This window comes from Bacteroides sp. UBA939 (genome assembly GCF_002293435.1).
In the GTDB taxonomy this organism is placed as follows: Bacteria; Bacteroidota; Bacteroidia; order Bacteroidales; family Bacteroidaceae; genus Bacteroides.
Genome location: NZ_DBDF01000221.1, coordinates 1 through 20,830, shown reverse-complemented (window position 1 = coordinate 20,830; position 20,830 = coordinate 1). Strand labels below are relative to the sequence as shown.

Sequence of the window (20,830 nt, the reverse complement as noted above, 5' to 3'; positions counted from 1 at the left end):
TTAATCCGTGTCGTCCGCATATCCATTCTTCGTTAAATTCTCATTTATGACGCGACACTTATGAATAATGCAGGCTAAAACAATTGTGGTGAAGTATTTACAGCCTCAGCCGAAGTGCTTCAGCAACCTACCGGCAAGTTGCAAAACCACAGTTATATAAAAATCTCCCTGATGCATGACAAAAATAGTGTCTGTCAAGACCCGTTGGGTGTTTAGTCGTCCGAGAATGCGATATTTCCGTCCGAAGACAAGAACGCTTGGAAATACGGAAGTAAAAATCCGTATCTGCCTGATAGATAGATGAATATCGAAATACGTACATCTCTAAAAAAATACGGAAGACCTCTTTGAAGGGATTTTCATAATTTTCCGGGGATTCTTTAAAAACGTTCCAGGAGTTTTTTAAAAACTATCGGAACGTTTTTTAAAACTATCCTTACGGAATAGTGTGATTTCCGCACGGCATATATGCGGTTCCAGCACGGGATATATGCGATTCCCGAACGGCATATATGCGGTTCCCGAACGGGATATATCTGGTTTGCGCACCGGATATATCCCGTTCCCGCACCGGATATATCCCGTTCGCGCACAGCATATTACATGATTCACGTATGAGATTATCCCGTTCGCGTTCCACACATACACTGTTCGCGCAGAAAGCAACCGATTATTGCATAAATCCCCTGTTTTGCACCCCATTTACAGGGAATTTCTGCATATATATTCACTACTTCCTGCCTGCACCTCCTCTTTCTCCCCCTTCCGGCAAAGGAGTTCGTCAGGAAAAAAGCGTTTTACCTGTCTTTTTTGATTAAAATACTGTAAAGGATACCGCTAATTAGCGGATAACCCTTATTTTTGCATCATGTTACGTAGCAAATATATGAAATCCCTTTCCCACCGCTTGGTAAGCTTCACTGCCGTTATCACTGTGCTTTATTCCTGCGCCAGCATTGGGCGCCCGGAAGGTGGGGATTATGACGAGGACCCTCCTCGATTTGTAGCCAGCACCCCGCTGCCGTTTGCGCTTAATAATACCAAAACGAAAATCACGATTGAATTCGATGAATTCATCAAGCTTGAGAAAGCGAGTGAGAAAATCGTAATCTCGCCCCCGCAAGTGCAGCAACCGGAGATAAAGACCAACGGTAAGAAAGTTGTTGTCGACTTGCAGGATACCCTCAAGCCGAACGTTACCTACTCGATAGACTTCTCGGATGCCATACAGGACAATAACGAAAGCAACGCCTTACCCAACTTCGGATTCACTTTCTCTACGGGTAGCGTTATAGATTCGATGGAAGTTTCCGGTTTCGTCTTGAATGCCTCCAATCTGGAACCTGTAAAAGGAATGCTGGTAGGCTTGCATGGCGACTTGGCTGATTCCGCCTTTACGAAGAAACCTTTCGAACGCGTGGGACGTACCGACAGCCGCGGGCGTTTTGTAATCAGAGGCATCGCGCCCGGCGAATATCGTATTTACGGATTGCAGGACGTGGACCAGAACTTCTATTTCAACCAGCCCACCGAAGTAATTGCATTCAAAGACTCCCTGATTATCCCCTCCATGGAAGGCCGAATACGCAACGACACACTGTGGAGAGATTCGCTGACCGTAGATACAATCATGGAAAAACCCTATACACACTATCTGCCGGATGATATATTGCTGCGATGCTTCAAGGAACTGAACTTCTCGCAACGCCTCATAAGGAGCGAGCGCCTCGAACCCTGGAAATTCTCACTCTATTTCACAGCCCCAGCCGATAGCCTGCCGCTGCTGAAAGGTCTAAACTTCGATGAAAGCGACGCTTTTGTCATAGAGCAGACTACCGGACGCAACGATACCATCCATTATTGGCTGCGCGATTCGCTGGTCTATAACATAGATACCTTGAAAATGAGCCTTAGTTATCTGTACACGGATACGCTGAATAATTTAGTACCCCGTACGGACACTCTGAAACTTGTGTCAAGGAACAAGGCTCAAATGGAAAGGGATAAAGAAAAAGAAAGGGAACGGATAGAAAAAGAGAGGAAGAAAAAAGAAAAAGACGGTGAAGAGTACATAGAGCCTACCGTGTTCCTGCCCATAGATATATATGCTCCCGGGACGATGGACGTTTACGACTTCATAACCCTTACCTTTAAGGAACCTTTGGCGAGTATGGATAAAGCCGCCTTCCATTTGCGGCAGAAAGTGGATACTCTGTGGCAGGATATACCTTTTGATATTGTTGTCGATTCGCTGGACTTGAAACGCTACAACATATTTGCAGGAGTAGACTGGAAACCCGGTGAAAGCTATGCTTTTGCAATCGATTCGACGGCTATTCACGGACTATACGGCCTGTTTACCGATAAGGTAAAGAAAGAATTCAAGATAAAGAAGCTCGAAGAGTACGGGCAGATTTTCTTTGATATATCGGGAGCGGACTCCCTGGCGTTTGTGGAATTGGTGGACGGGCAGGACAAAGTGCTGCGTACTGTACCGGTTGTGAACGGCAGTGCTGATTTCTACTTCCTGAATCCCGGCAAATACAGCGCACGTCTTATCAGCGACGCAAACGGAAACGGTATCTGGGATACCGGCAATTATGCGGATAAGCGGCAACCCGAAATGGTGTACTACTATTCTCAGATATTAGAACTTAAAGCAAACTTCGACCTTACCCAGAGTTGGGACTTAACTGCCAATCCATTGGATAAACAAAAACCGGAAGAACTTAAAAAACAAAAACCAGATGAAGACAAGAAAAAAAGAAACCAAAATAACCGCAATGCCCGCAACAATCGCCGGTAAACGCGGATGGGTATTCTGCCTTCTGGCGGCCTTGTTATTTGCTGCTGCCATGCCCGCCCGGGCACAGTGTACGGCAAAGAATGAAGCTTTCCAGTCTGGCGAGCAAGTGGTGTACGATTTATATTTTAACTGGAAGTTTATTTGGAAAAAGGTGGGGCTGGCAAGTCTCACGACTTTCTCCTCCAGTTATCAGTCTCAACCGGCTTACCGCTTTAACCTGCTTTCGGTAGGTAGTAAAAAGACGGACTTCTTCTTCAAGATGCGCGACACGCTTACCTGTTATGTAAGTGACAAGCTGGAACCGCTCTACTTCCGCAAGGCAGCGGAAGAAGGCGACCGTTATACGATAGATGAGGCTTGGTTCTCTTATAAGGATGGCTTGTCTCACGTAAAGCAAAGGCGCTTGCGTCCCGGCCATGCGCCCTACGAGATGGAGTACAGCGACAGCCGTTGCATTTTTGATATGCTGAGTATCCTGGCGCAGGCGCGTTCCTACAATCCGAGTAATTATAAAGTAGGTGAACGCATACGCTTCCCGATGGCTACGGGGCGTAGGGTGGAAGAGCAAACGTTGATTTATCGCGGGAAGGAAGAAGTAAAGGCCAATAATGATACCGTTTATCGCTGCCTCGTCTTTTCTTTTGTAGAATATAAGAAAGGAAAAGAAAAGGAAGTAATTACTTTCTTCGTATCAGACGATAAGAATCACCTGCCCATTCGTTTGGATTTGTATCTGAACTTCGGTTCGGCTAAGGCTTTTCTGAAAGGTGTTAAGGGCAATCGCTATCCGATGAGTTCGATAGTGCGGAAGAAGTAAGACCGAACGGCAACGGGTCGCCTTTCCTGAATACACTTGATTCAAATGTAGCAATCAGCTTACCGTCTTGATTCGTGACATCTATTTGGTAATATCCGGTAGTCCGCCCGATGTAACGCTCGTGTGCCTCGGCATACAATACGTCGCCCGGCCCGCTTCCGCGCAGGAAAGTGATGCTTGAAGAAAGAGAAAACGCCAATGCGCCGTGCGAGTTGGCGGCGGCAGCCAATGCCAGGTCGGCAAGGGTAAAGATGGCTCCGCCTTGTGTTCTGCCTCCGGCATTCAGATGTTCCTCCGTTATGGTAAGACTTGCCTTGCCGTATCCTTCACGTATCTCCAATAACTTTACGCCTGCTCCTTCGGCGAAACGGTCGTTTTTGAAAAACTCTTGTGGGGTCATGTCCTGTATATGATTAAATGATACTGTCAATTTACATCTTCCGATACTTTTGCATCTTCCGATATTCTTCTTACATCTTCCGATATTCTTCTTATATTTCCCGATACTCTTGCATTTCCCGATACTCTTCCTGTTTACGCTTAGGTAGCTTTTTAATCACTTCATCTACCGAATGCCTGATTAGTTCTTCTATCAGGCTATCGGGTACGTCGCTCTCCAGTGTGACTAAATTCCATAGAGGAGTCTTAAAGTCGGTTTCGGATATTCCGCTATACTTCTCGCGTAACTCTATCGACCTTTCAGGATTGCATTTGAGGTCTGCCCTGAATATGCCGTCTTTAGGCGCTAATGGAATATAGGTAAACATCTTATCCATTACCTTGAATACCAAGATGCTGCGATCCAGAAAAGGTAACGACTCGGTAGAACCTTTTATCGACAGGCAGTATTTGCGGAATTCTTCAATGTTCATAGATGTTCATGTTCTTATTTGTTCAACTTCCACTCGCAACCGTCTTTTGTATCTTTGATGGCAAAGCCAAGCGCAGTCAACTCATCGCGTATCTGGTCGGAAGTAGCCCAATCCTTATTGGCTTTGGCTTTCATACGTTGCTCCAGTAGCATGTCCACTACCTTGCCGAAAGCAACTTCACGCTCTTCGTTAGAGTCGTTCTCTTCCTTTAATCCCAAGATCTCGAAGCAGAAGAGGTGGAAGGTTTCTTTCAGGTCTTTCAGGTCTTCGGCGGTGATGGTATCGTTGCCTGCAATGATATTGTTTATCATCCGGGCGCCGTCGAAGAGGTGAGCGATAACGATAGGAGTATTCAAATCATCATTTATTGCCTCGTAGCAGTTCTTACGCAAGGACTTGGCGTCCACGCTGGATGCAGCGGACGGTGTAATCTTCTCTAATCCGTTCACGGCATCCATCAGTCGTGCCAACCCCTTTTCGGCGGCTTGCAGGGCTTCGTTGCTGAAGTCCACCGTGCTGCGGTAGTGCGCCTGCAGGATAAAGAAGCGGATAGTCATCGGGCTGTAAGCCTGCGCCAACAGCTTGTGCGAGCCGTTGAAGAACTCATCCAGGTTGATGAAGTTGCCATAAGACTTGCCCATCTTCTGCCCGTTGATGGTAATCATGTTGTTGTGCATCCAGTAATGCACCATGTCGTCGCCTTGTGACGCTACCGACTGTGCGATTTCACATTCGTGGTGGGGGAAAATAAGGTCCATGCCTCCGCCGTGAATGTCGAAGTGGTCGCCGAGGTACTTCTTGCCCATAGCTGTACATTCGCAGTGCCAGCCGGGGAAGCCTATACTGGTAAATTGCTTGTATTCTGTAGTATCACCGTCCGGATACTTCCCTACTTTGTATTTGAATTCTGCAGGCCAGCGCATGATGTGTTCCGGCTGCGCGCGTTTCCACAGGGCGAAGTCGGCGGGGTTGTGCTTCTCTTCTTGCCCGTCCAGTTCGCGGGTGGTGTTCAGTACATCATCCAGATTGCGTCCGGACAGTTTCCCGTAATGATAATCTTTGTTGTATTTCTCTACGTCGAAGTAGACTGAACCTTCACTTTCGTAAGCGTAACCATTCTCCATGATTTCCTTAACAAGCTGTATCTGTTCGATGATATGCCCCGAAGCGTGCGGCTCGATGCTGGGCGGAAGTACGTTGAGCGCTTCCATTGCCTTATGATAGCGGTTTACGTAGTATTGTACAACTTCCATCGGTTCCAACTGTTCCAGGCGGGCTTTCTTTGCAATCTTGTCTTCGCCATCGTCCGCGTCATGTTCCAGATGTCCTACATCGGTGATGTTGCGCACGTAGCGCACCTTGTAGCCCAGATGGGTAAGGTAACGGAAGAGTAAATCGAAAGTAATGGCAGGACGTGCATGTCCCAGGTGGGCGTCACCGTAGACAGTGGGGCCGCAAACATACATTCCAACATGCGGCTCGTGCAATGGCACAAATTGTTCCTTTCTTCTATCTAAAGTGTTGTAAATGGTCAATGGATGTTCCATAACGTTTGAGTTTTAATTCTTTTGAAAGCACAAAGTTACAACAATTTCATAAGATAATAAGTTCTCTTATCCTTTTTCTGGCTGGTTGTTAGCTTGTATTGTTCTTACTATCGGTTATCATGAGGATGTTATTCCAAAGTCTGACTCTTTTAGTTGGAAACGTTCCATCAGGTAGAGTAGTAACTCTGCGGCCTGTTTCACTTCCACCGGAGCAGGTGTAGGACGATAGTTGAATGAGAACCGCATACATTTCGGCCCTATACTAAAGAGTGCAGATATTTTTCCTCTAAGGAATCCTTTTATTTCTTCAAACAGTTCTTTAGTACTTCGTTCCGGTACGTCTTGATAGGGCAATATGATCATGAATTTCCCCTGGGTTGGCGATAAAGCACCGGTGGTTCGCTTTTCTGCAAAAAAGGCATAAAACTTGTGTTGCCGGTAACGCAAGGAATAAGATACGGGCGAAGTACGTTCGATCTCCTTTGCTTCAGGAAGTGAGGCTATGAACTTGTATAAGGCGGAATCAATCTTCCGAGGGTGTTTATACCATCCGAAGTAAGCTAATGCCCAGAAGAAAGGGGTGAAGACGGATGCCGGGCATATGATTGAGATCAGGATTGCATTAATTATAGGCATGGATTCTGTTTGATCACCGGTTCCGAATATACTATCACTTATTAACTGGATCATGAATGCTACGAATATGACCAGACTCGTTATAATGTTCAGGCTGACTGAGAGCATCAGCACGTCTCGCGTCATCTGCCAAAGGTTGGAATAGATGCGTTGTCCATCCTTATCTTCTTTAAGCAGTGAAAGAGATTCTTTCCAAGTGATGTTATCGCAGATATAATAGTTTAGTTCATGTGGAAGGTGTTTTGTGAAATCATCTTTCATTCTATTCTATTTTATGGCTTTAAAGAAAACAAAAGTAGTGAATAAAACTTTCACTCTTTCGTGGTAAAGGTTAATTTTGGAGCTTTATATACTGGAAATTGTATTTATTCCTATTTTTGTATGAGCTTTCTACTTCCCGGTAAGGGGAACCATCACAATAACAATGCGATATGAAAAATATTATTAATTCTTTTATCAATCCGTGCAACTTGTTTTTTCTGATTCTATTTATAGTATCTCTGGTAGGTTGTACAAATCATCCGTCGCCCATTTCATTATATAAGAAACAATTGACAACCCTTGACAGCCTTGTCGCACTTCGTATTCAAATTCAGGCGGAAAAGGAACAGGAAATCAAAGCTGCCAAGAATAAATTGGGTAGCCTTCCCGCTTTCTCTTCTAAAAGATACGACCTGAATAAGGAGATACAACAGTGTTACCGGGGATATATCTGCGATTCGTTGATATATTACATATACGAAAACATCAAGTTCTCCAAGTATCTGAAAGACGATGACAAAACATTAGAGTCGGAAATATCATTGGCCATTTATCTTGCCAAATCGGGTATGTATCTGGAGGCTATGGTACTTATGGACTCCATCAAAAGAGCAAATGTCAATGAAGAACTGCTTGACTTGTATTACAGGGCTTATAACATTATCTATCGTCAGAAGGCTTACATCTCTAAGGATAAAGTACTTGCCGAACAAGTCTTTGCACCGTTGGCAAAGATATATCAGGATTCTTTGCTTGCGGTGCTGGATAGCGGTTCCAACATGTATTATAATGTTCATATACAGAAGTATATGGATGAGAAGAAGTTTACAGAGGCATTGAAACTCTCTGAAAACCGTCTGGCATCTTTGACACCCGGTGACAGGGAATATGCTGCTGTGTGGTACAATATCGGCGATGTGAAGAATATCATGGGAGATAAGAACGGTTTCTTTGAGGCTATGTTGAACTCTGCCATAGCAGATATGAAACATTGTATCAAGGATCATGCTTCATTGCACCGCATAGCTCGTACTCTGTACGAATGGGATGAGGTTTCGCGGGCGGCAAACTACATACAGATATGTATGGAGGATGTCTACTTCTATAATGCCAATTTGCGTAGCTTGCAGATAGCCAAGACCCTACCTGTTGTTACGCAGGCTTATGAAAAGAAAAACCAGACTTATATCACGAACCTGCGTACAGAAGTAGCGGTCATCTTCCTGTTGCTTTTCTTTTGTACCGGTATATTGATTGTGGTAGTGGTGCAAAAGAATAAACTCTCGCGTATGCACCGCAAGTTGCAGGAGTCCAATGATAATCTGAACGTTCTAAGCCGCAAGCTGGCAGACACCAATACTCATCTGAATGAAGTTAACAACAAACTAACGGAGAATAGCTATATTAAGGAGAACTATGTGGCACACTTCATCAGTCTAAGTTCTGAGTATATAGACAAAAATCATAAATTCAGGTTGGAAGTGAACAAAGTTCTTCGGAAGGGAAAGATAGAAGAAGCGCTTCGTATGACCTTGAGCGCCGGAGCAGATGAAAAAGATCTGGAAGAGTTCTATGCCAATTTTGATGAAGCTTTTCTTTCCATATTCCCCCATTTCATCGAAAAATATAATAACCTGATGACAAAAGGCGCCGAAGTAATATTGACTGATAAGCAGAAAGAATGTAAAACGTTGACTTCGGAACTGCGTGTTTTTGCATTGATACGTTTAGGATTCAGCGATAGTGCAACCATTGCCCAGATGCTTCGTTATTCCATTAATACGATTTATAATATACGTTCCAAAGCCAAGAACAAAGCAGTGGTTTCCAAAGAGTCTTTTGAATCACTGATTATGAAAATCGGTACGTTTCCTGCGGAATAGAGTGGTTTTCCCTTCTTTTCATTTCCTTTTCACCTCATTCTTGTTGTCTCGGAAGAATGGGCAATTTGTTGTATATCAAATACTTATGTAATATGACTATCTCACTTAACTTCATTTCGACTTAATTGCCGGAATCCGGATTCCTTTTCCTCCTATTTTTGTTCCATTCAAAAAAACATTTATTATGAAGAACATGAAGATCTATCAAAATCTGGTATGGGGAGGTTTGCTGGGAACGGTTGGGGTTTCCTGCACGCCGGCAACTCCATCCAAAGAGGCGAAACCTAATTTCGTCTTTATCTATATGGACGATATGGGCTATTCGGACATCAGTTGCTATGGCGAAACCAAGTGGACTACTCCGAATATAGACGCATTGGCGGAACAAGGGATTAAATTCACGGATTGTTATTCGGCATCTCCTGTTTCAAGTCCTTCGCGTGCAGGTTTTCTGACCGGACGTTATCCGGTGCGTATGGGTATTCAGGGGGTATTTTATCCGGATAGCTATACGGGTATGCCTCAGGAAGAAGTAACAATGGCGGAAGTCCTCAAAATACAGGGCTATTCTACTGCTTGCATCGGCAAGTGGCATTTGGGTAGCCGTGAAAAGTTCCTTCCTTTGCAACAAGGCTTCGATGAATACTTCGGGATACCGTATAGTAATGATATGAGCGCGCAGGTATATTTGCGGGGCAATGAAGTGGAGGAGTTTCACATCGACATTGACAATGTAACCAAGAAATATACGGAAGAAGCTGTAGATTATATCCGCAGGAAAGCAGACCAGCCGTTTTTTCTTTTCCTGGCGCATAGTATGATGCATGTTCCCATCTATGTTTCCAAAGAATTTGCAGGTAAATCGGGTGCGGGTATTTATGGTGATGCCGTGCTGGAAGTGGATTGGAGTGTGGGAAAGATAATGGAGACTCTCCGTGAATTGGGACTTGACGATAATACGTTGGTGGTGTTTACCAGCGACAATGGTCCCTGGCTGCAAGAAGGTACATTGGGTGGTAGTGCTTTACCCTTGCGTGAAGGCAAGACTACTGCTTATGAAGGCGGCGTACGTGTGCCTTGCCTTGCATATTGGAAAGGACAGGTTAAGCCGATGCTGAATACGGATGTGACAAGCCTGCTCGACTGGTTCCCGACCGTGACAAACCTTAGTGGCGCTTCTTTGCCGGAGGTACGGTTGGATGGATACGACCTGACGGATGTTCTGAAAGGAACAGGCAAACGTGCAAGCGAGGATTACGCATACTTCCGTAACAACCGTGATATAACCGATTATCGTTCCGGTGACTGGAAAATTTCTCTACCGGCTCCGGCTATTAAAGGCAACTTTTGGCGAGCTTCAACGGCTGCGCATGACACGTTACTCTTCAACCTTCGAGAAGATGTCGGCGAGCGTTACAACGTATATCGCAAATATCCCGGGAAGGCAAAAGAGATGTTATGGAAACTGCAAGAATACACAAAGAACTTCGGAGAGATACCTCCAGGGTTGGTGATGACTGGAAACAATGCATCTATATACTTGCGTCAGCAACGCCAGGATGCCAGAGAGAAAGCGAAGGTGGCGGGCGTAAAAGATAAAAGCATAGAAACGGAAGGATTTATAGACATACAATAACTGTTGAACTTAAATAGATACACATGAAGAAAGTAAATTTATGGATGCTGTTGCTGCTTATGCTGGCACAGATGTTTGCTCTTGATACATACGGGCAGCAAAGGACAGTCAAAGGTCGGGTACTTGACAATGCTACGGGCGAAACGATGATCGGTGTCTCCGTACAAGTGAAAGGTACGGCGACAGGAGGTATTACCGATATGGACGGTAATTTTGAAGTGGGTGTACCCTCCGGCGGTACGGTACTGGTATTCAGCTATATCGGCTATCAGACGGAGGAAGTGAATGTGGGGCAACAAAGCAATCTGACTATCCGTTTGAAAGAAGATGGAGAGTTGTTGGAAGAAGTGGTAGTTATCGGTTATGGTACGCAGAAGCGGAAGGATGTAACGACAGCTATTTCCAGTGTTTCTACCAAAGACCTCGACGAACGCCCCATCATATCGGCAGCGCAGGCTTTGCAAGGAAAGGCTGCCGGAGTATATGTGATGCAACCCAGCGGTACGCCGGGTGCGGATATGTCTATCCGGGTGCGTGGTACTACTTCTTTCAACGGAAGTAACGACCCGTTGTATGTTGTGGACGGAGTAGCTGTGGATAATATCAATTTCCTTTCGCCTAACGATATTGCCGGTATGCAAATCCTGAAAGATGCTTCTTCGGCTGCTATTTACGGTTCGCGTGCGGCAAACGGTGTGATTATGATTACCACCAAAGCCGGAGAAACAGGTAAAGCGAAAGTCGTGTTGAATGCCCAGGTAGGCATCAATTCGGTAGCCAACAGGATTGAATCTTTGAATGCTGTTCAATATAAAGAATTACAAGAAGAGGTAGGAGCTATTCTCAATTCGAATACTACTGATATTACCGACTGGCATAATGAAGTTTATCAAACGGGGTTGACCCAGAACTACCAGGTATCTGTATCCAATGGAAATGAGAAGTTCAAATACTACCTGTCCGCCGGTTACTTGAATGAGCAGGGAGTACTGAAAGCGGCTTTCTTCCGTAGGTATAACTTTCGGGTGAATCTGGAAAATAAGCTGAAGGATTGGCTGACAATCGGTGCAAACGTTTCTTATTCGGACAATGCCAGGAATGGTATTACCACCGGTATGGGTTCCAACCGTGGTGGCGTGGTGCTGGCTGTTGTCAATCTCCCTACCAGTGTGCCCGTGTGGAATGAAGAAAACAATTACTATAACCGCGATTTCTATGGCATGAACTTGGTTAACCCGGTGGAAGCGATGAAAAATGGAGAAAACAACGAAGCGAAAGAGAACCGTTTGATTGCTTCGGGTAATGCTGCCATTACTTTCTTGCCGGAACTTTCTTTGAAAAGCTCTTTCACGTTAGACCGCAGGAACTACTTAAGAACAACTTTCAGTCCCCCTGTACACGTTGAAGGTATTGATGAATACGGTAACGCTTCGGACAACCGGAATATGAATACAGTTATCGTTTTCGATAATGTGCTGACTTATCAAAAGGCTTTCAACAAACACAATGTGGAAGCAATGGCAGGTACTTCATGGACTACCTCCAACTATAATAATAGCTGGATTAACGGTTCCCATTTCCGTAATGCGGATATTATGACGCTGAACGCTGCCAATAAAATAGCTTGGAACAATACAGGAACGGGAGCTTCCGAATGGGGCATTATGTCTTACTTCGGTCGTGTGTCCTACAACTTTGACGGCAAGTACATGGTTACCGCTAATATGCGTGGAGACGGTTCGTCCAAGTTGCATCCCGACCATCGTTGGGGAACTTTCCCTTCCGTATCGGCAGCGTGGCGCATATCTTCCGAAAAGTTCATGAGTGGGCTGGGATGGCTGGACGATATGAAGATTCGCGCCAGTTGGGGACAAACCGGTAATCAGTCGGGTGTGGGCGACTATGCTTATTTGCAGAAGTATAATATCAGCCGTCAGGAATGGTTTAAGGAAGGGAATGAGAATGCGCTTCCTACAATTACACAGGCTAATCTGCGTACCTCCGATCTGACATGGGAGACAACTTCGCAGACAGACATCGGGCTGGATATTACCATGTTCAATAACCGCGTCAATGTTACGATGGACTATTATTACAAGCGTACTACCGACATGCTGATGTACGTATCACTGCCTGCCGGCGCTGCGGCTGCCAATAACATTGTGCGCAATGAAGGAGAGATGACCAATAAAGGTTTTGAATTTGCTGTCAGTTCACAGAATCTCAGAGGGGCTTTTACATGGAACACAGACTTCAATATATCTTTCAATAGAAACCGTCTTGAGAAGCTGGAATTGCAGAAGATTTACCCGGGAGCCCAACTCACCAGCGATATCTTGAAAGAGTACGTTGTGCGCAATGAACCGGGACGCCCGCTGGGAGGATTCTATGGTTATATAAGCGATGGCGTAGACCCGCAAACCGGTGAATTGATGTACCGGGATGCAAATGACGACGGCATTATTTCCGCCTTAGACCGTACGTATATCGGTGACCCTAACCCGGACTTCACGTATGGCATAACGAATACTTTCTCCTGGAAGAACTTCAATCTGAGTATTTTTATCCAAGGTTCACAGGGAAATGACGTGTACAATGCTTCCCGTATTGAAACAGAAGCCATGTTCGATGGTAAGAATCAGTCAACGCGGGTGTTGGACAGATGGAGAGAACCGGGGCAGATTACGGATATACCCAAAGCCGGATTCGCCATTAAGAACTCTTCTTATTTTGTGGAAGACGGTAGTTATCTGCGTCTCAAGAACCTGACTTTCTCGTACAACGTTACAGGGAGACTGTTGAAGCGCTGGGGCGTGACCCGCTTGCAGCCCTATTTCACGGCGAACAACCTGCTTACCATTACCGGTTACAAAGGCATGGACCCTGAAGTAAACGAATGGGGCAACGACGGCGGAGTACAGGGCATCGACTGGGGTTCTTATCCTCACAGTAAATCGTTTGTGTTTGGTATTAATATTGAATTTTAATGAAGCATACTATGAAACATATATCTATTCTCAGATTATTGGCAGGCGGTTTGATATTTACCGTTGCCTCGTGTTCGCTGGATTATAATCCGCTTGATACATACTCTGACGTGACGGAGGGAGTACAGACAGAAGAAGACAAGGAAGCCGTCTTTAAAGACAAGGCTGCCGTTGAGGCTCATTTGCAGACTCTTTATGATCAGATGCGCACTCGTCAGGAGCATTGGTATCAGGATATGTATCTGATTGGAGATACACACTCCGACAATGCGTATGCGGGAACACGCTCGGGCGCTCCGCAATATTTTGAAAGTAATACTATTCCAAGTACGATTCCGCCTTTGCAGCGTGGGTGGAATAACTTCATGCAAGATATAGCGCGTGCCAATAAGCTGATTTGTAATATTGATGCGGTGGAGGACGCTTCGATGACTTCGCAGGAGCGTGAGTCATACAAGGCTCAGGCTCAGATATTCAGGGCGATGATTTACTTTGATATGGTACGCAACTGGGGCAGTGTGCCTATTGTGGTTACGGAAGCCGGAGATATTACTTCCGAGACTGTGGAGGATGTATATCCGGCATATTTCCCTGTCCAGAATACGGAAGAAGAGGTGTACAGGCAGATTGAGAAGGACTTGTTGGAAGCGGTTGTTACCGCCCCGAATAATAATCCGGCGGATAAAACCCGTTTCAGTAAGTCGGTAGCCCGCACTTTGCTGGCTAAGATTTATGCCGAAGAGCCTCTGAGAGACTATGCTAAGGTGATAAAGTATTGTGATGAAGTGGCGGCGGACGGTTTCCGTCTGACGGATAAGTTCAACGACTTGTTCGGCGTAAAGCTGCAAGACGAAACGTTGCCTCCCGGTTCGGATAACTTGGCGATAGATACCAAGTATAGGAACACAGCGGAATCTATTCTGGAAGCGCAATACTTCCCCGGTAGCGGAGCATGGTTGCCCAATATTTTAGGCCGTTTCCTGGACGATTGGGAAAAACAGTTTACCTATGCAAAATGGATTACGCCTTCAAGAGACCTGATAGCAGCCTTTGAAGAGGCAGGAGACACGGAACGCTTTAATGAAACCGTAGTTTATTACCAAACTAACTGGGACAATCACTATCCGCGGGAACACTATCCGTTTATGTACAAAATCCGTTGTTCTTATTCCACGGTTATCAAATACCGCTACGCCGATGTATTGCTGTTGAAGGCGGAGGCTTTGCTGTTGGGAAATGGCAGTGTGGCTGATGCGGTTGGTATCATCAATCAGGTGAGAAGCCGTGCAGGATTGGAGGCTTTGCCTTCGTCCGCATCTTCCGGCAAGGAAGCGGCTTTTGAAGCATTGGTAAAGGAACGCCGGCTCGAACTGGCGTTAGAAGGGCAACGCTGGTACGACCTTGTTCGCTGGGGCAAGGTGGAAGAGGTGATGAATTCCCTTCCGGATCGTGATGAAGGACGTGCCAAGCTCGGTAATCTTTTCAATAGGAACTATTATAAGTTACCTATTTCCCAATCAGTGTTAGATCAGAATCCTAATCTGGAACAGAATCCGGGATATTAGTAGCTGATAAAGTCTGAAAAAGGAAAAGAAAGGGAAAGCCCCGGATGTTTTATTCTAAAAACATCCGGGGCTTTGGGGCATTTAAGCAGAGTAACAGCATCAAATTTCCAACAAAAGGTTCTATGAGGCGTATCTTGCCTTTACGTGGTATGCATCTTCTTTGAAAGTAAATCAATGTCCGGACGCTAATGCGATTGAATTGGCAATATGTAGCTTTAAACAAATAGATGCTTTCAAAAAGGCAATCAAAGTGTCTTTTTACTAACATGACATTCTGTGAAAAAAGGAGAAATAGAAACTGTAACTACAACATTTTGAATGTATATACAGATATCTTGTATAAATCATGGGTGATATGCAGGATTTATGCAATAACAGCCTGCTTCGCGCACGAACCGCATATAGATGGAGCGTGAACGGCATATATCCCGTGCGCGAAGCATGCAAGTGTTCTACGTGAAGCACACAAGTGTTCTGCAGAGACAGTATATATCCCGTACAAAAGCCACGCATATCCGGTAGAAATAAACCATTAAAACCTCTTCCGAAAGAGGCTTTCGTCTTTTTTTAGAGATGTACGTATTTTGATATCTCGCTATCTGCCAGAGAGATACGTATTTTTACTTCGGTATTTCCAACCGCCCCTGTCTTCGGACGGAAATATCGCATTCTCAGCCGATTAAAAATACAAAGTGTCACTTGGTTTACAAAATGATAATTTATTAGTGGGAATGGATACGCGGACGACACGGATTAAGCGGACGAACGCGGATTTCTTTCTTATACTGCTAATTTAGGGGTTTATAAGCAGGAGTATCTCTGTCAGCGAAGCTAATAGAGATACTTCTGCTTATCACTAAGAAGAGAAGAATCCGCGTTCATCCGCTTAACCCGCGTTCATCCGCTTCATCCGCGTCGTCCGCATACCCATTCTTCGCCAAACTATCATTTAATGGTACTTATACGGATAATAAATGAAAAATACATGTAATTCCCATAATCATTCTACTATTGTATAACTTCTTCTTTCATACTTTTTTCCCGAACAAAAATCAACCTGCTCTGTTAACTATAGAAAACGTTTGAATTTCTAAACCAATTAAAATCAATAATTGTATGAAGCGTATCTATTTATTAGTATTTTTTGCTTTCGCAGCAATAATGGTTCATGCCCAGACAGATGATAAAGGATATCAGGATGGAGCTTGGGTATTGAAAGGTGTAACCGGCGTGAACATGTCGCAAACTGCCATGACAAACTGGTCTGCCGGTGGTGAAAACTCCGTAGCGGGGAATGCTTACCTGAATGGTTCTCTGACGCATAAGAGCGGATACTGGTTGTGGGTGACTAATCTGGTGCTTGATTATGGATTGTCGAAGACTAAATCGCAGGGCATGAGGAAAAGCACCGATAAGATAGGACTATCCACCCAGTTAGGTTATTCTACCAACAATGTTTGGTTCTATACATTTATGGCCGACTTGAATAGCCAGTTCGCCAAAGGATATAACTATCCTGATAAGAGCCACTACATATCCAATTTGTTTGCCCCGGCTTATTCTAACGTAGCCTTAGGTATGGAATATCGTCCGAAGAGTAATTATTCAATCTTTCTTTCTCCTGTATCAGCCAAGATGACTTTTGTGTGCGATGATTATCTTTCCGAGCTTGGCCTTTTTGGTGTTGACCCGGGCGAGCGCTTTAAACTTGAAGCCGGCGCTTATGTGAAAGCCCGTGCGGAACTGCCTGTTATGGAGAATGTAAACGTGATTACTACGGCGGATTTCTTCACTCCTTACAGCAAAGCCTTTGGTAATGTGGATATCAATTGGGACATACTTGTGAGTATGAAAATCAATAAAGTATTGTCGGCTACGTTGAACATGACGCTGAAGTATGATGATGATGTGAAGACTTTCGATGATAAAGGTATCGAGAGAGGTCCAAAGGTACAGTTCAAGGAGATATTGGGCGTCGGGTTAGCTTATAATTTCTAAATACGAAGTGCTTGGTGAAGCGGAGGTTTGGAGTGATAAGTGTTTAGTGATAAGTGATAAGTGAATCAAAAGGGTATCTCTGTCAGCGAAGCTAATAGAGATACTCTTATAATCATTTACCTTCCCTAAATCATCATTTAAGAAAGGAATCCGCGTTATCCGTGTAATCTGCGGACGAAGAATGGCTCGGTACTTACTTTCCCTTTCCCGTAATTAGAAAGAAATCCGTGTAACCTGCGGATGAAAAATAGCTGATTAAAACTTATATCCTACGGAAATTTGAATATTGACACTATTCTTGTATCGTAAATCTGGATAGTAATAGTCATCCGAAGCAATATCCATTACGCTACATTGATAACCAATGCCTAAAACATATTTTCGATATTCCAAATCAACTCCGAATCCTATTCCCAAATCAAACCGTTTTAATGTTTCTCCGCGTAAATAATCGCGGCCTTCATCAAAGACACCATTTCCAAAGGTATCCCATTCAATTTCCGTGTTTCCTTCACTCCAAGTCCCACTATTTAATTTTTGTTTGGTTTTACCTCCGATGCCGTACCCCAAATAAGGGCCAACCCCTAACACAATATTAAAATCATTGGAAACATTGAGCCTATAGGCGCCACGTATAGGCAATTCCAGATAGAATTGGTTAAACGTATGCGTAAAGTCCGGTTTTCCTCCCATATAATTGCTTCCATAGAGGTTGTCTATTTTTGAACCTTTGGCTGAAAGATACAGGCCTGATTGAATTAGAAAATTCTTCGGCAAAAGATAGTCAACAGTACCACCAATATGATAACCTGTCTTAAAACGAGTATTAGTAGCCTCGTTGACAATTGCAGTCGACAAATTAAGTCCTGCTTTAACTCCAAAACGAAATGATGAATCTTGTGCAAGCAGATTTAAACTAAAGAAAAGCACTGCTGCTGTAAAAAACACTTTGTTCCAAATTCTCATAAGTACAATATCTATAATTCTACAATTCTACAATTAACCACTAACCACTAACCCCTAATCACTAACCCCTAATCACTAACCCCTAATCACTAACCCCTAATCACTAACCACTAATCACTAATTTACCGCATTTTGTTCAATTCCAGCATCTCCTCAATATACTTCCGCGTATTACTGAGGCGTGGAACCTTATGCTGCCCGCCCAATTTCCCTTTTTGAGCCAACCAGTCGTGAAACAGTTCCTTGCGTGCAATGATTACTTCCAATGGCTGTAAAGCAAGATTGTTCTGGCGTTTAGCTTCATAATCAGAGTTTATTTCTTTCAGGGTTCCGTCTAATATACTGGCGAACTTCTCCATATTGTCAGGCATCTGGGCAAACTCAATCAACCATTGATGGCGACATTTGGCATTGGCATCCATAAAAACAGGAGCAGCCGAATAATCGGAAATCAATGCTCCGGTAGCCTCGCAAGCTCTTGCCAATCCTTTCTCTGCATTGTCTACAATTAATTCTTCACCGAAAGCATTGATATAATGTTTGGTACGCCCGGTAATAACGAACTTGTAGGGAGACTTACTGGTGAACTTCACAGTATCGCCAATCATGTAACGCCACAAACCGGCGGAGGTAGAAATAATCAACGCATAATTCTTGTCCAGCTCTACTTCTTCCAGACAGTAAACCCGCGGGTTCTCTTTATCCAAATCTTCCAAAGGAATGAATTCGTAGAAAATACCGTAATCAATCATTAACAGCATCGACGGGTCTTTCCAGTCGTTCTGCGTACCGAAATATCCTTCGGAGGCATTGTACGTTTCCACATAATGCATCTTGGAGGAGCGGATAACTTCCTTATACTGTTCACGATAAGGTGTAAAGGCCACGCCCCCGTGAAAGAATACTTCCAGGTTAGGCCATATCTCTTCTAATGATTGTTTCCCGGTCTTTTGGAGAATATGCTTGATAAGAACCAGCATCCATGAAGGAACACCGGATAAGTTGGTTACATTCTTTTGAATGGAGCTGTTGGCAATCGCTTCCATCTTACTCTCGAAGTCGCTCATAAGAGCTATCTTCTTACTGGGAACGCGAATCGTGTTAACCAACGGATGCACATTTTGTATCAGAATGGCGGAAAGGTCGCCTACCAGACTATGTTTGGAGTTGAGGTTGGGGCTGTGGCTTCCTCCCAGAATCAATCCTTTTCCGGAAAAGAAGCGGCTTTCGGGGTTTTGTCCCAGATAAATAGTCACAGCATCTGCGCCACCCCGGTAGTGCGTATCGCGCAGAGACTCTTTACTGACGGGCAGGAACTTGCTCTTATCGTTCGTTGTACCCGAGGATTTGGCAAACCAGCGTATCTCCGAAGGCCATAGTAAGTTCTGCTCGCCTGCACGCAGGCGTTCCACATACGGTTTTATCTCTTCGTAAGTTTGTATAGGGAGCCGGTCTCTAAAGTCTTCGTAGGTGTGTATACTTTTATAGTCATATTTTTTGCCCCATTCCGTATTCTCTGCCAAGCGCACCAAACGGTTCAATACCTTGTGTTGCAATTCTCCTGCGCGAGTAGCATAGAGGCTGATCTCTTTTAGGCGAGGGGTAAAATACACCTTATTCAGCAATGTTGTGATATTCATCTCTCTTAGCTAAAAACAATTTCGATGCGCAAAATTAATCTTATTTATTAGCATCTCTATCTTTTTCCCTCTTTTTTTTCTACCTTTACGGACATATTCGGTTATTAAGTTAAATAAATCTCATTAACTCTGATAATTATTATGAGAATCGGTATTCTGACTTCGGGGGGCGATTGCCCCGGTATCAATGCCACTATTCGTGGAGTGTGTAAAACGGCGATCAATCATTATGGAATGGAGGTAATAGGCATTCATAGCGGGTTTCAAGGCTTGCTGACAAAGGATGTTGAGCTGTTTACCGAGAAATCTTTGTCTGGTTTGCTGAATCAGGGCGGAACTATGTTGGGTACTTCGCGGGAGAAACCTTTCAAGAAAAGCGTAGCGTCTGACGTCAATAAACCGGAGTTGATTGGACAAAATGTGAAAGAATTGGGCCTGGACTGTGTGGTATGCATCGGCGGTAACGGTACGCAGAAGACCGCTTCAAAGCTGGCTGCTATGGGAATAAATATCGTATCTGTGCCCAAAACCATTGATAATGATATCTGGGGAACAGACTTTTCGTTTGGTTTTGACTCGGCAGTTAGCATCGCTACAGACGCCATCGACCGTTTACATTCAACCGCCAGTTCGCATAAGCGTGTCATGGTGATTGAGGTAATGGGGCACAAGGCCGGCTGGATTGCGCTTTATTCCGGTATGGCGGGAGGCGGTGACGTCATTCTGATTCCCGAAATCCCTTATAACATTCATAACATAGGCGAAACTATTCTGAACCGCTTGAAGAAAGGGAAGCCTTATTCTATTGTCGTAGTTGCCGAAGGCATTCAGACTAATGGTCGTAAACGTGCAGCCGAGTATATTGCACAAGAGATTGAGTATGAAACAGGCATCGAATCCCGTGAAACGGTGCTGGGTTATATACAGCGAGGGGGTTCTCCTACGCCTTTCGACCGCAATCTTTCCACACGCATGGGCGGCCATGCTACGGAATTGATCGCTACCGGGCAATTCGGTAGGATGATTACTCTGAAAGGAGATGAAATTTCTTCCGCTCCGCTGGAAGAGATAGCGGGGAAACTGAAATTAGTGACGGAGGATAATGACCTGGTGGTTCAGGGACGGCGTATGGGGATTAGTTTTGGCTGATGCCTGTCTCCGATATATATCTTAATCTGCATTCTTATCGATAAATGAGAATTTAGCGGTGGGAATG

At 44.5% G+C, this 20,830-nt stretch carries 15 protein-coding genes; 9 read left to right on the top strand and 6 right to left on the bottom strand.

The window, feature by feature from the left end; genetic code table 11:
* The first annotated feature begins 175 nt into the window (after positions 1-175).
* The 3 genes from B2Z67_RS14585 (at position 176) to B2Z67_RS14575 (ending at position 3,623) form a co-directional block, all read left to right on the top strand.
* Positions 176-304: a hypothetical protein gene (locus B2Z67_RS14585; RefSeq protein ID WP_291530573.1), complete on the top strand. Its 129-nt coding sequence runs from the start codon at positions 176-178 to the stop codon at positions 302-304.
* 582 nt (positions 305-886) lie between these two features.
* Positions 887-2,806 (top strand): Ig-like domain-containing protein, encoded by a 1,920-nt coding sequence (locus B2Z67_RS14580; RefSeq protein ID WP_291530572.1) that lies wholly within the window; start codon positions 887-889, stop codon positions 2,804-2,806.
* Positions 2,748-3,623, top strand: coding sequence for a DUF3108 domain-containing protein (locus tag B2Z67_RS14575; protein WP_291530571.1), 876 nt, complete (start codon positions 2,748-2,750; stop codon positions 3,621-3,623). Before B2Z67_RS14580 ends, B2Z67_RS14575 begins: the two co-directional genes overlap by 59 nt.
* Here the strand turns inward: B2Z67_RS14575 and B2Z67_RS14570 are convergent.
* From B2Z67_RS14570 to B2Z67_RS14555, 4 genes are all read right to left on the bottom strand, one after another.
* Complete coding sequence (locus tag B2Z67_RS14570; RefSeq protein ID WP_291530570.1) at positions 3,577-4,023, bottom strand: PaaI family thioesterase; 447 nt, start codon at positions 4,021-4,023, stop codon at positions 3,577-3,579. The genes B2Z67_RS14575 and B2Z67_RS14570 overlap by 47 nt on opposite strands.
* 91 nt (positions 4,024-4,114) lie before the next feature.
* On the bottom strand, positions 4,115-4,495 hold the full coding sequence (locus B2Z67_RS14565) for an MmcQ/YjbR family DNA-binding protein (protein ID WP_291530569.1): 381 nt from the start codon (positions 4,493-4,495) through the stop codon (positions 4,115-4,117).
* Positions 4,496-4,509: 14 nt separating this feature from the next.
* Complete coding sequence (cysS, locus tag B2Z67_RS14560; RefSeq protein WP_291530568.1) at positions 4,510-6,042, bottom strand: cysteine--tRNA ligase; 1,533 nt, start codon at positions 6,040-6,042, stop codon at positions 4,510-4,512.
* A 117-nt stretch (positions 6,043-6,159) separates the two neighbouring features.
* Positions 6,160-6,939 (bottom strand): hypothetical protein, encoded by a 780-nt coding sequence (locus B2Z67_RS14555; RefSeq protein ID WP_291530567.1) that lies wholly within the window; start codon positions 6,937-6,939, stop codon positions 6,160-6,162.
* 170 nt (positions 6,940-7,109) lie between these two features.
* On the opposite strand from B2Z67_RS14555, the gene B2Z67_RS14550 reads away from it, so the two are divergent.
* The 5 genes from B2Z67_RS14550 (at position 7,110) to B2Z67_RS14530 (ending at position 17,008) form a co-directional block, all read left to right on the top strand.
* A complete protein-coding gene (locus B2Z67_RS14550; protein ID WP_291530566.1) occupies positions 7,110-8,822 on the top strand; it encodes a DUF6377 domain-containing protein in 1,713 nt (570 codons plus the stop codon).
* 184 nt (positions 8,823-9,006) lie between these two features.
* A complete protein-coding gene (locus B2Z67_RS14545; protein ID WP_291530565.1) occupies positions 9,007-10,458 on the top strand; it encodes a sulfatase family protein in 1,452 nt (483 codons plus the stop codon).
* 23 nt (positions 10,459-10,481) lie between these two features.
* A complete protein-coding gene (locus tag B2Z67_RS14540; RefSeq protein WP_414630818.1) occupies positions 10,482-13,445 on the top strand; it encodes a SusC/RagA family TonB-linked outer membrane protein in 2,964 nt (987 codons plus the stop codon).
* Between the two features lie 11 nt (positions 13,446-13,456).
* A complete protein-coding gene (locus B2Z67_RS14535; RefSeq protein ID WP_291530564.1) occupies positions 13,457-15,010 on the top strand; it encodes a RagB/SusD family nutrient uptake outer membrane protein in 1,554 nt (517 codons plus the stop codon).
* Between the two features lie 1,116 nt (positions 15,011-16,126).
* A complete protein-coding gene (locus B2Z67_RS14530; protein ID WP_291530563.1) occupies positions 16,127-17,008 on the top strand; it encodes a DUF3078 domain-containing protein in 882 nt (293 codons plus the stop codon).
* A gap of 255 nt (positions 17,009-17,263) precedes the next feature.
* Here the strand turns inward: B2Z67_RS14530 and B2Z67_RS14525 are convergent, their stop codons facing one another.
* Positions 17,264-17,974 (bottom strand): porin family protein, encoded by a 711-nt coding sequence (locus tag B2Z67_RS14525; RefSeq protein ID WP_291530562.1) that lies wholly within the window; start codon positions 17,972-17,974, stop codon positions 17,264-17,266.
* A 122-nt stretch (positions 17,975-18,096) separates the two neighbouring features.
* The gene (locus tag B2Z67_RS14520) at positions 18,097-19,614 is read right to left on the bottom strand and encodes a GH3 auxin-responsive promoter family protein (RefSeq protein WP_291530561.1); all 1,518 of its coding nucleotides are present in this window, start codon (positions 19,612-19,614) and stop codon (positions 18,097-18,099) included.
* 141 nt (positions 19,615-19,755) lie between these two features.
* On the opposite strand from B2Z67_RS14520, the gene B2Z67_RS14515 reads away from it, so the two are divergent.
* Positions 19,756-20,763, top strand: coding sequence for an ATP-dependent 6-phosphofructokinase (locus tag B2Z67_RS14515; RefSeq protein ID WP_291530560.1), 1,008 nt, complete (start codon positions 19,756-19,758; stop codon positions 20,761-20,763).
* Positions 20,764-20,830 lie beyond the last annotated feature (67 nt).

Excerpts from the sequence above, each read along its gene's own strand:
- B2Z67_RS14530 (WP_291530563.1), top strand. The coding sequence starts at position 16,127 with ATGAAGCGTATCTATTTATTAGTATTTTTTGCTTTCGCAGCAATAATG.
- B2Z67_RS14545 (WP_291530565.1), top strand. The coding sequence starts at position 9,007 with ATGAAGAACATGAAGATCTATCAAAATCTGGTATGGGGAGGTTTGCTG.
- B2Z67_RS14575 (WP_291530571.1), top strand. The coding sequence starts at position 2,748 with ATGAAGACAAGAAAAAAAGAAACCAAAATAACCGCAATGCCCGCAACA.
- B2Z67_RS14550 (WP_291530566.1), top strand. The coding sequence starts at position 7,110 with ATGAAAAATATTATTAATTCTTTTATCAATCCGTGCAACTTGTTTTTT.
- B2Z67_RS14555 (WP_291530567.1), bottom strand. The coding sequence starts at position 6,939 with ATGAAAGATGATTTCACAAAACACCTTCCACATGAACTAAACTATTAT.
- B2Z67_RS14580 (WP_291530572.1), top strand. The coding sequence starts at position 887 with ATGAAATCCCTTTCCCACCGCTTGGTAAGCTTCACTGCCGTTATCACT.
- cysS (WP_291530568.1), bottom strand. The coding sequence starts at position 6,042 with ATGGAACATCCATTGACCATTTACAACACTTTAGATAGAAGAAAGGAA.
- B2Z67_RS14570 (WP_291530570.1), bottom strand. The coding sequence starts at position 4,023 with ATGACCCCACAAGAGTTTTTCAAAAACGACCGTTTCGCCGAAGGAGCA.
- B2Z67_RS14520 (WP_291530561.1), bottom strand. The coding sequence starts at position 19,614 with ATGAATATCACAACATTGCTGAATAAGGTGTATTTTACCCCTCGCCTA.
- B2Z67_RS14525 (WP_291530562.1), bottom strand. The coding sequence starts at position 17,974 with ATGAGAATTTGGAACAAAGTGTTTTTTACAGCAGCAGTGCTTTTCTTT.
- B2Z67_RS14535 (WP_291530564.1), top strand. The coding sequence starts at position 13,457 with ATGAAACATATATCTATTCTCAGATTATTGGCAGGCGGTTTGATATTT.
- B2Z67_RS14565 (WP_291530569.1), bottom strand. The coding sequence starts at position 4,495 with ATGAACATTGAAGAATTCCGCAAATACTGCCTGTCGATAAAAGGTTCT.
- B2Z67_RS14540 (WP_414630818.1), top strand. The coding sequence starts at position 10,482 with ATGAAGAAAGTAAATTTATGGATGCTGTTGCTGCTTATGCTGGCACAG.
- B2Z67_RS14515 (WP_291530560.1), top strand. The coding sequence starts at position 19,756 with ATGAGAATCGGTATTCTGACTTCGGGGGGCGATTGCCCCGGTATCAAT.
- B2Z67_RS14585 (WP_291530573.1), top strand. The coding sequence starts at position 176 with ATGACAAAAATAGTGTCTGTCAAGACCCGTTGGGTGTTTAGTCGTCCG.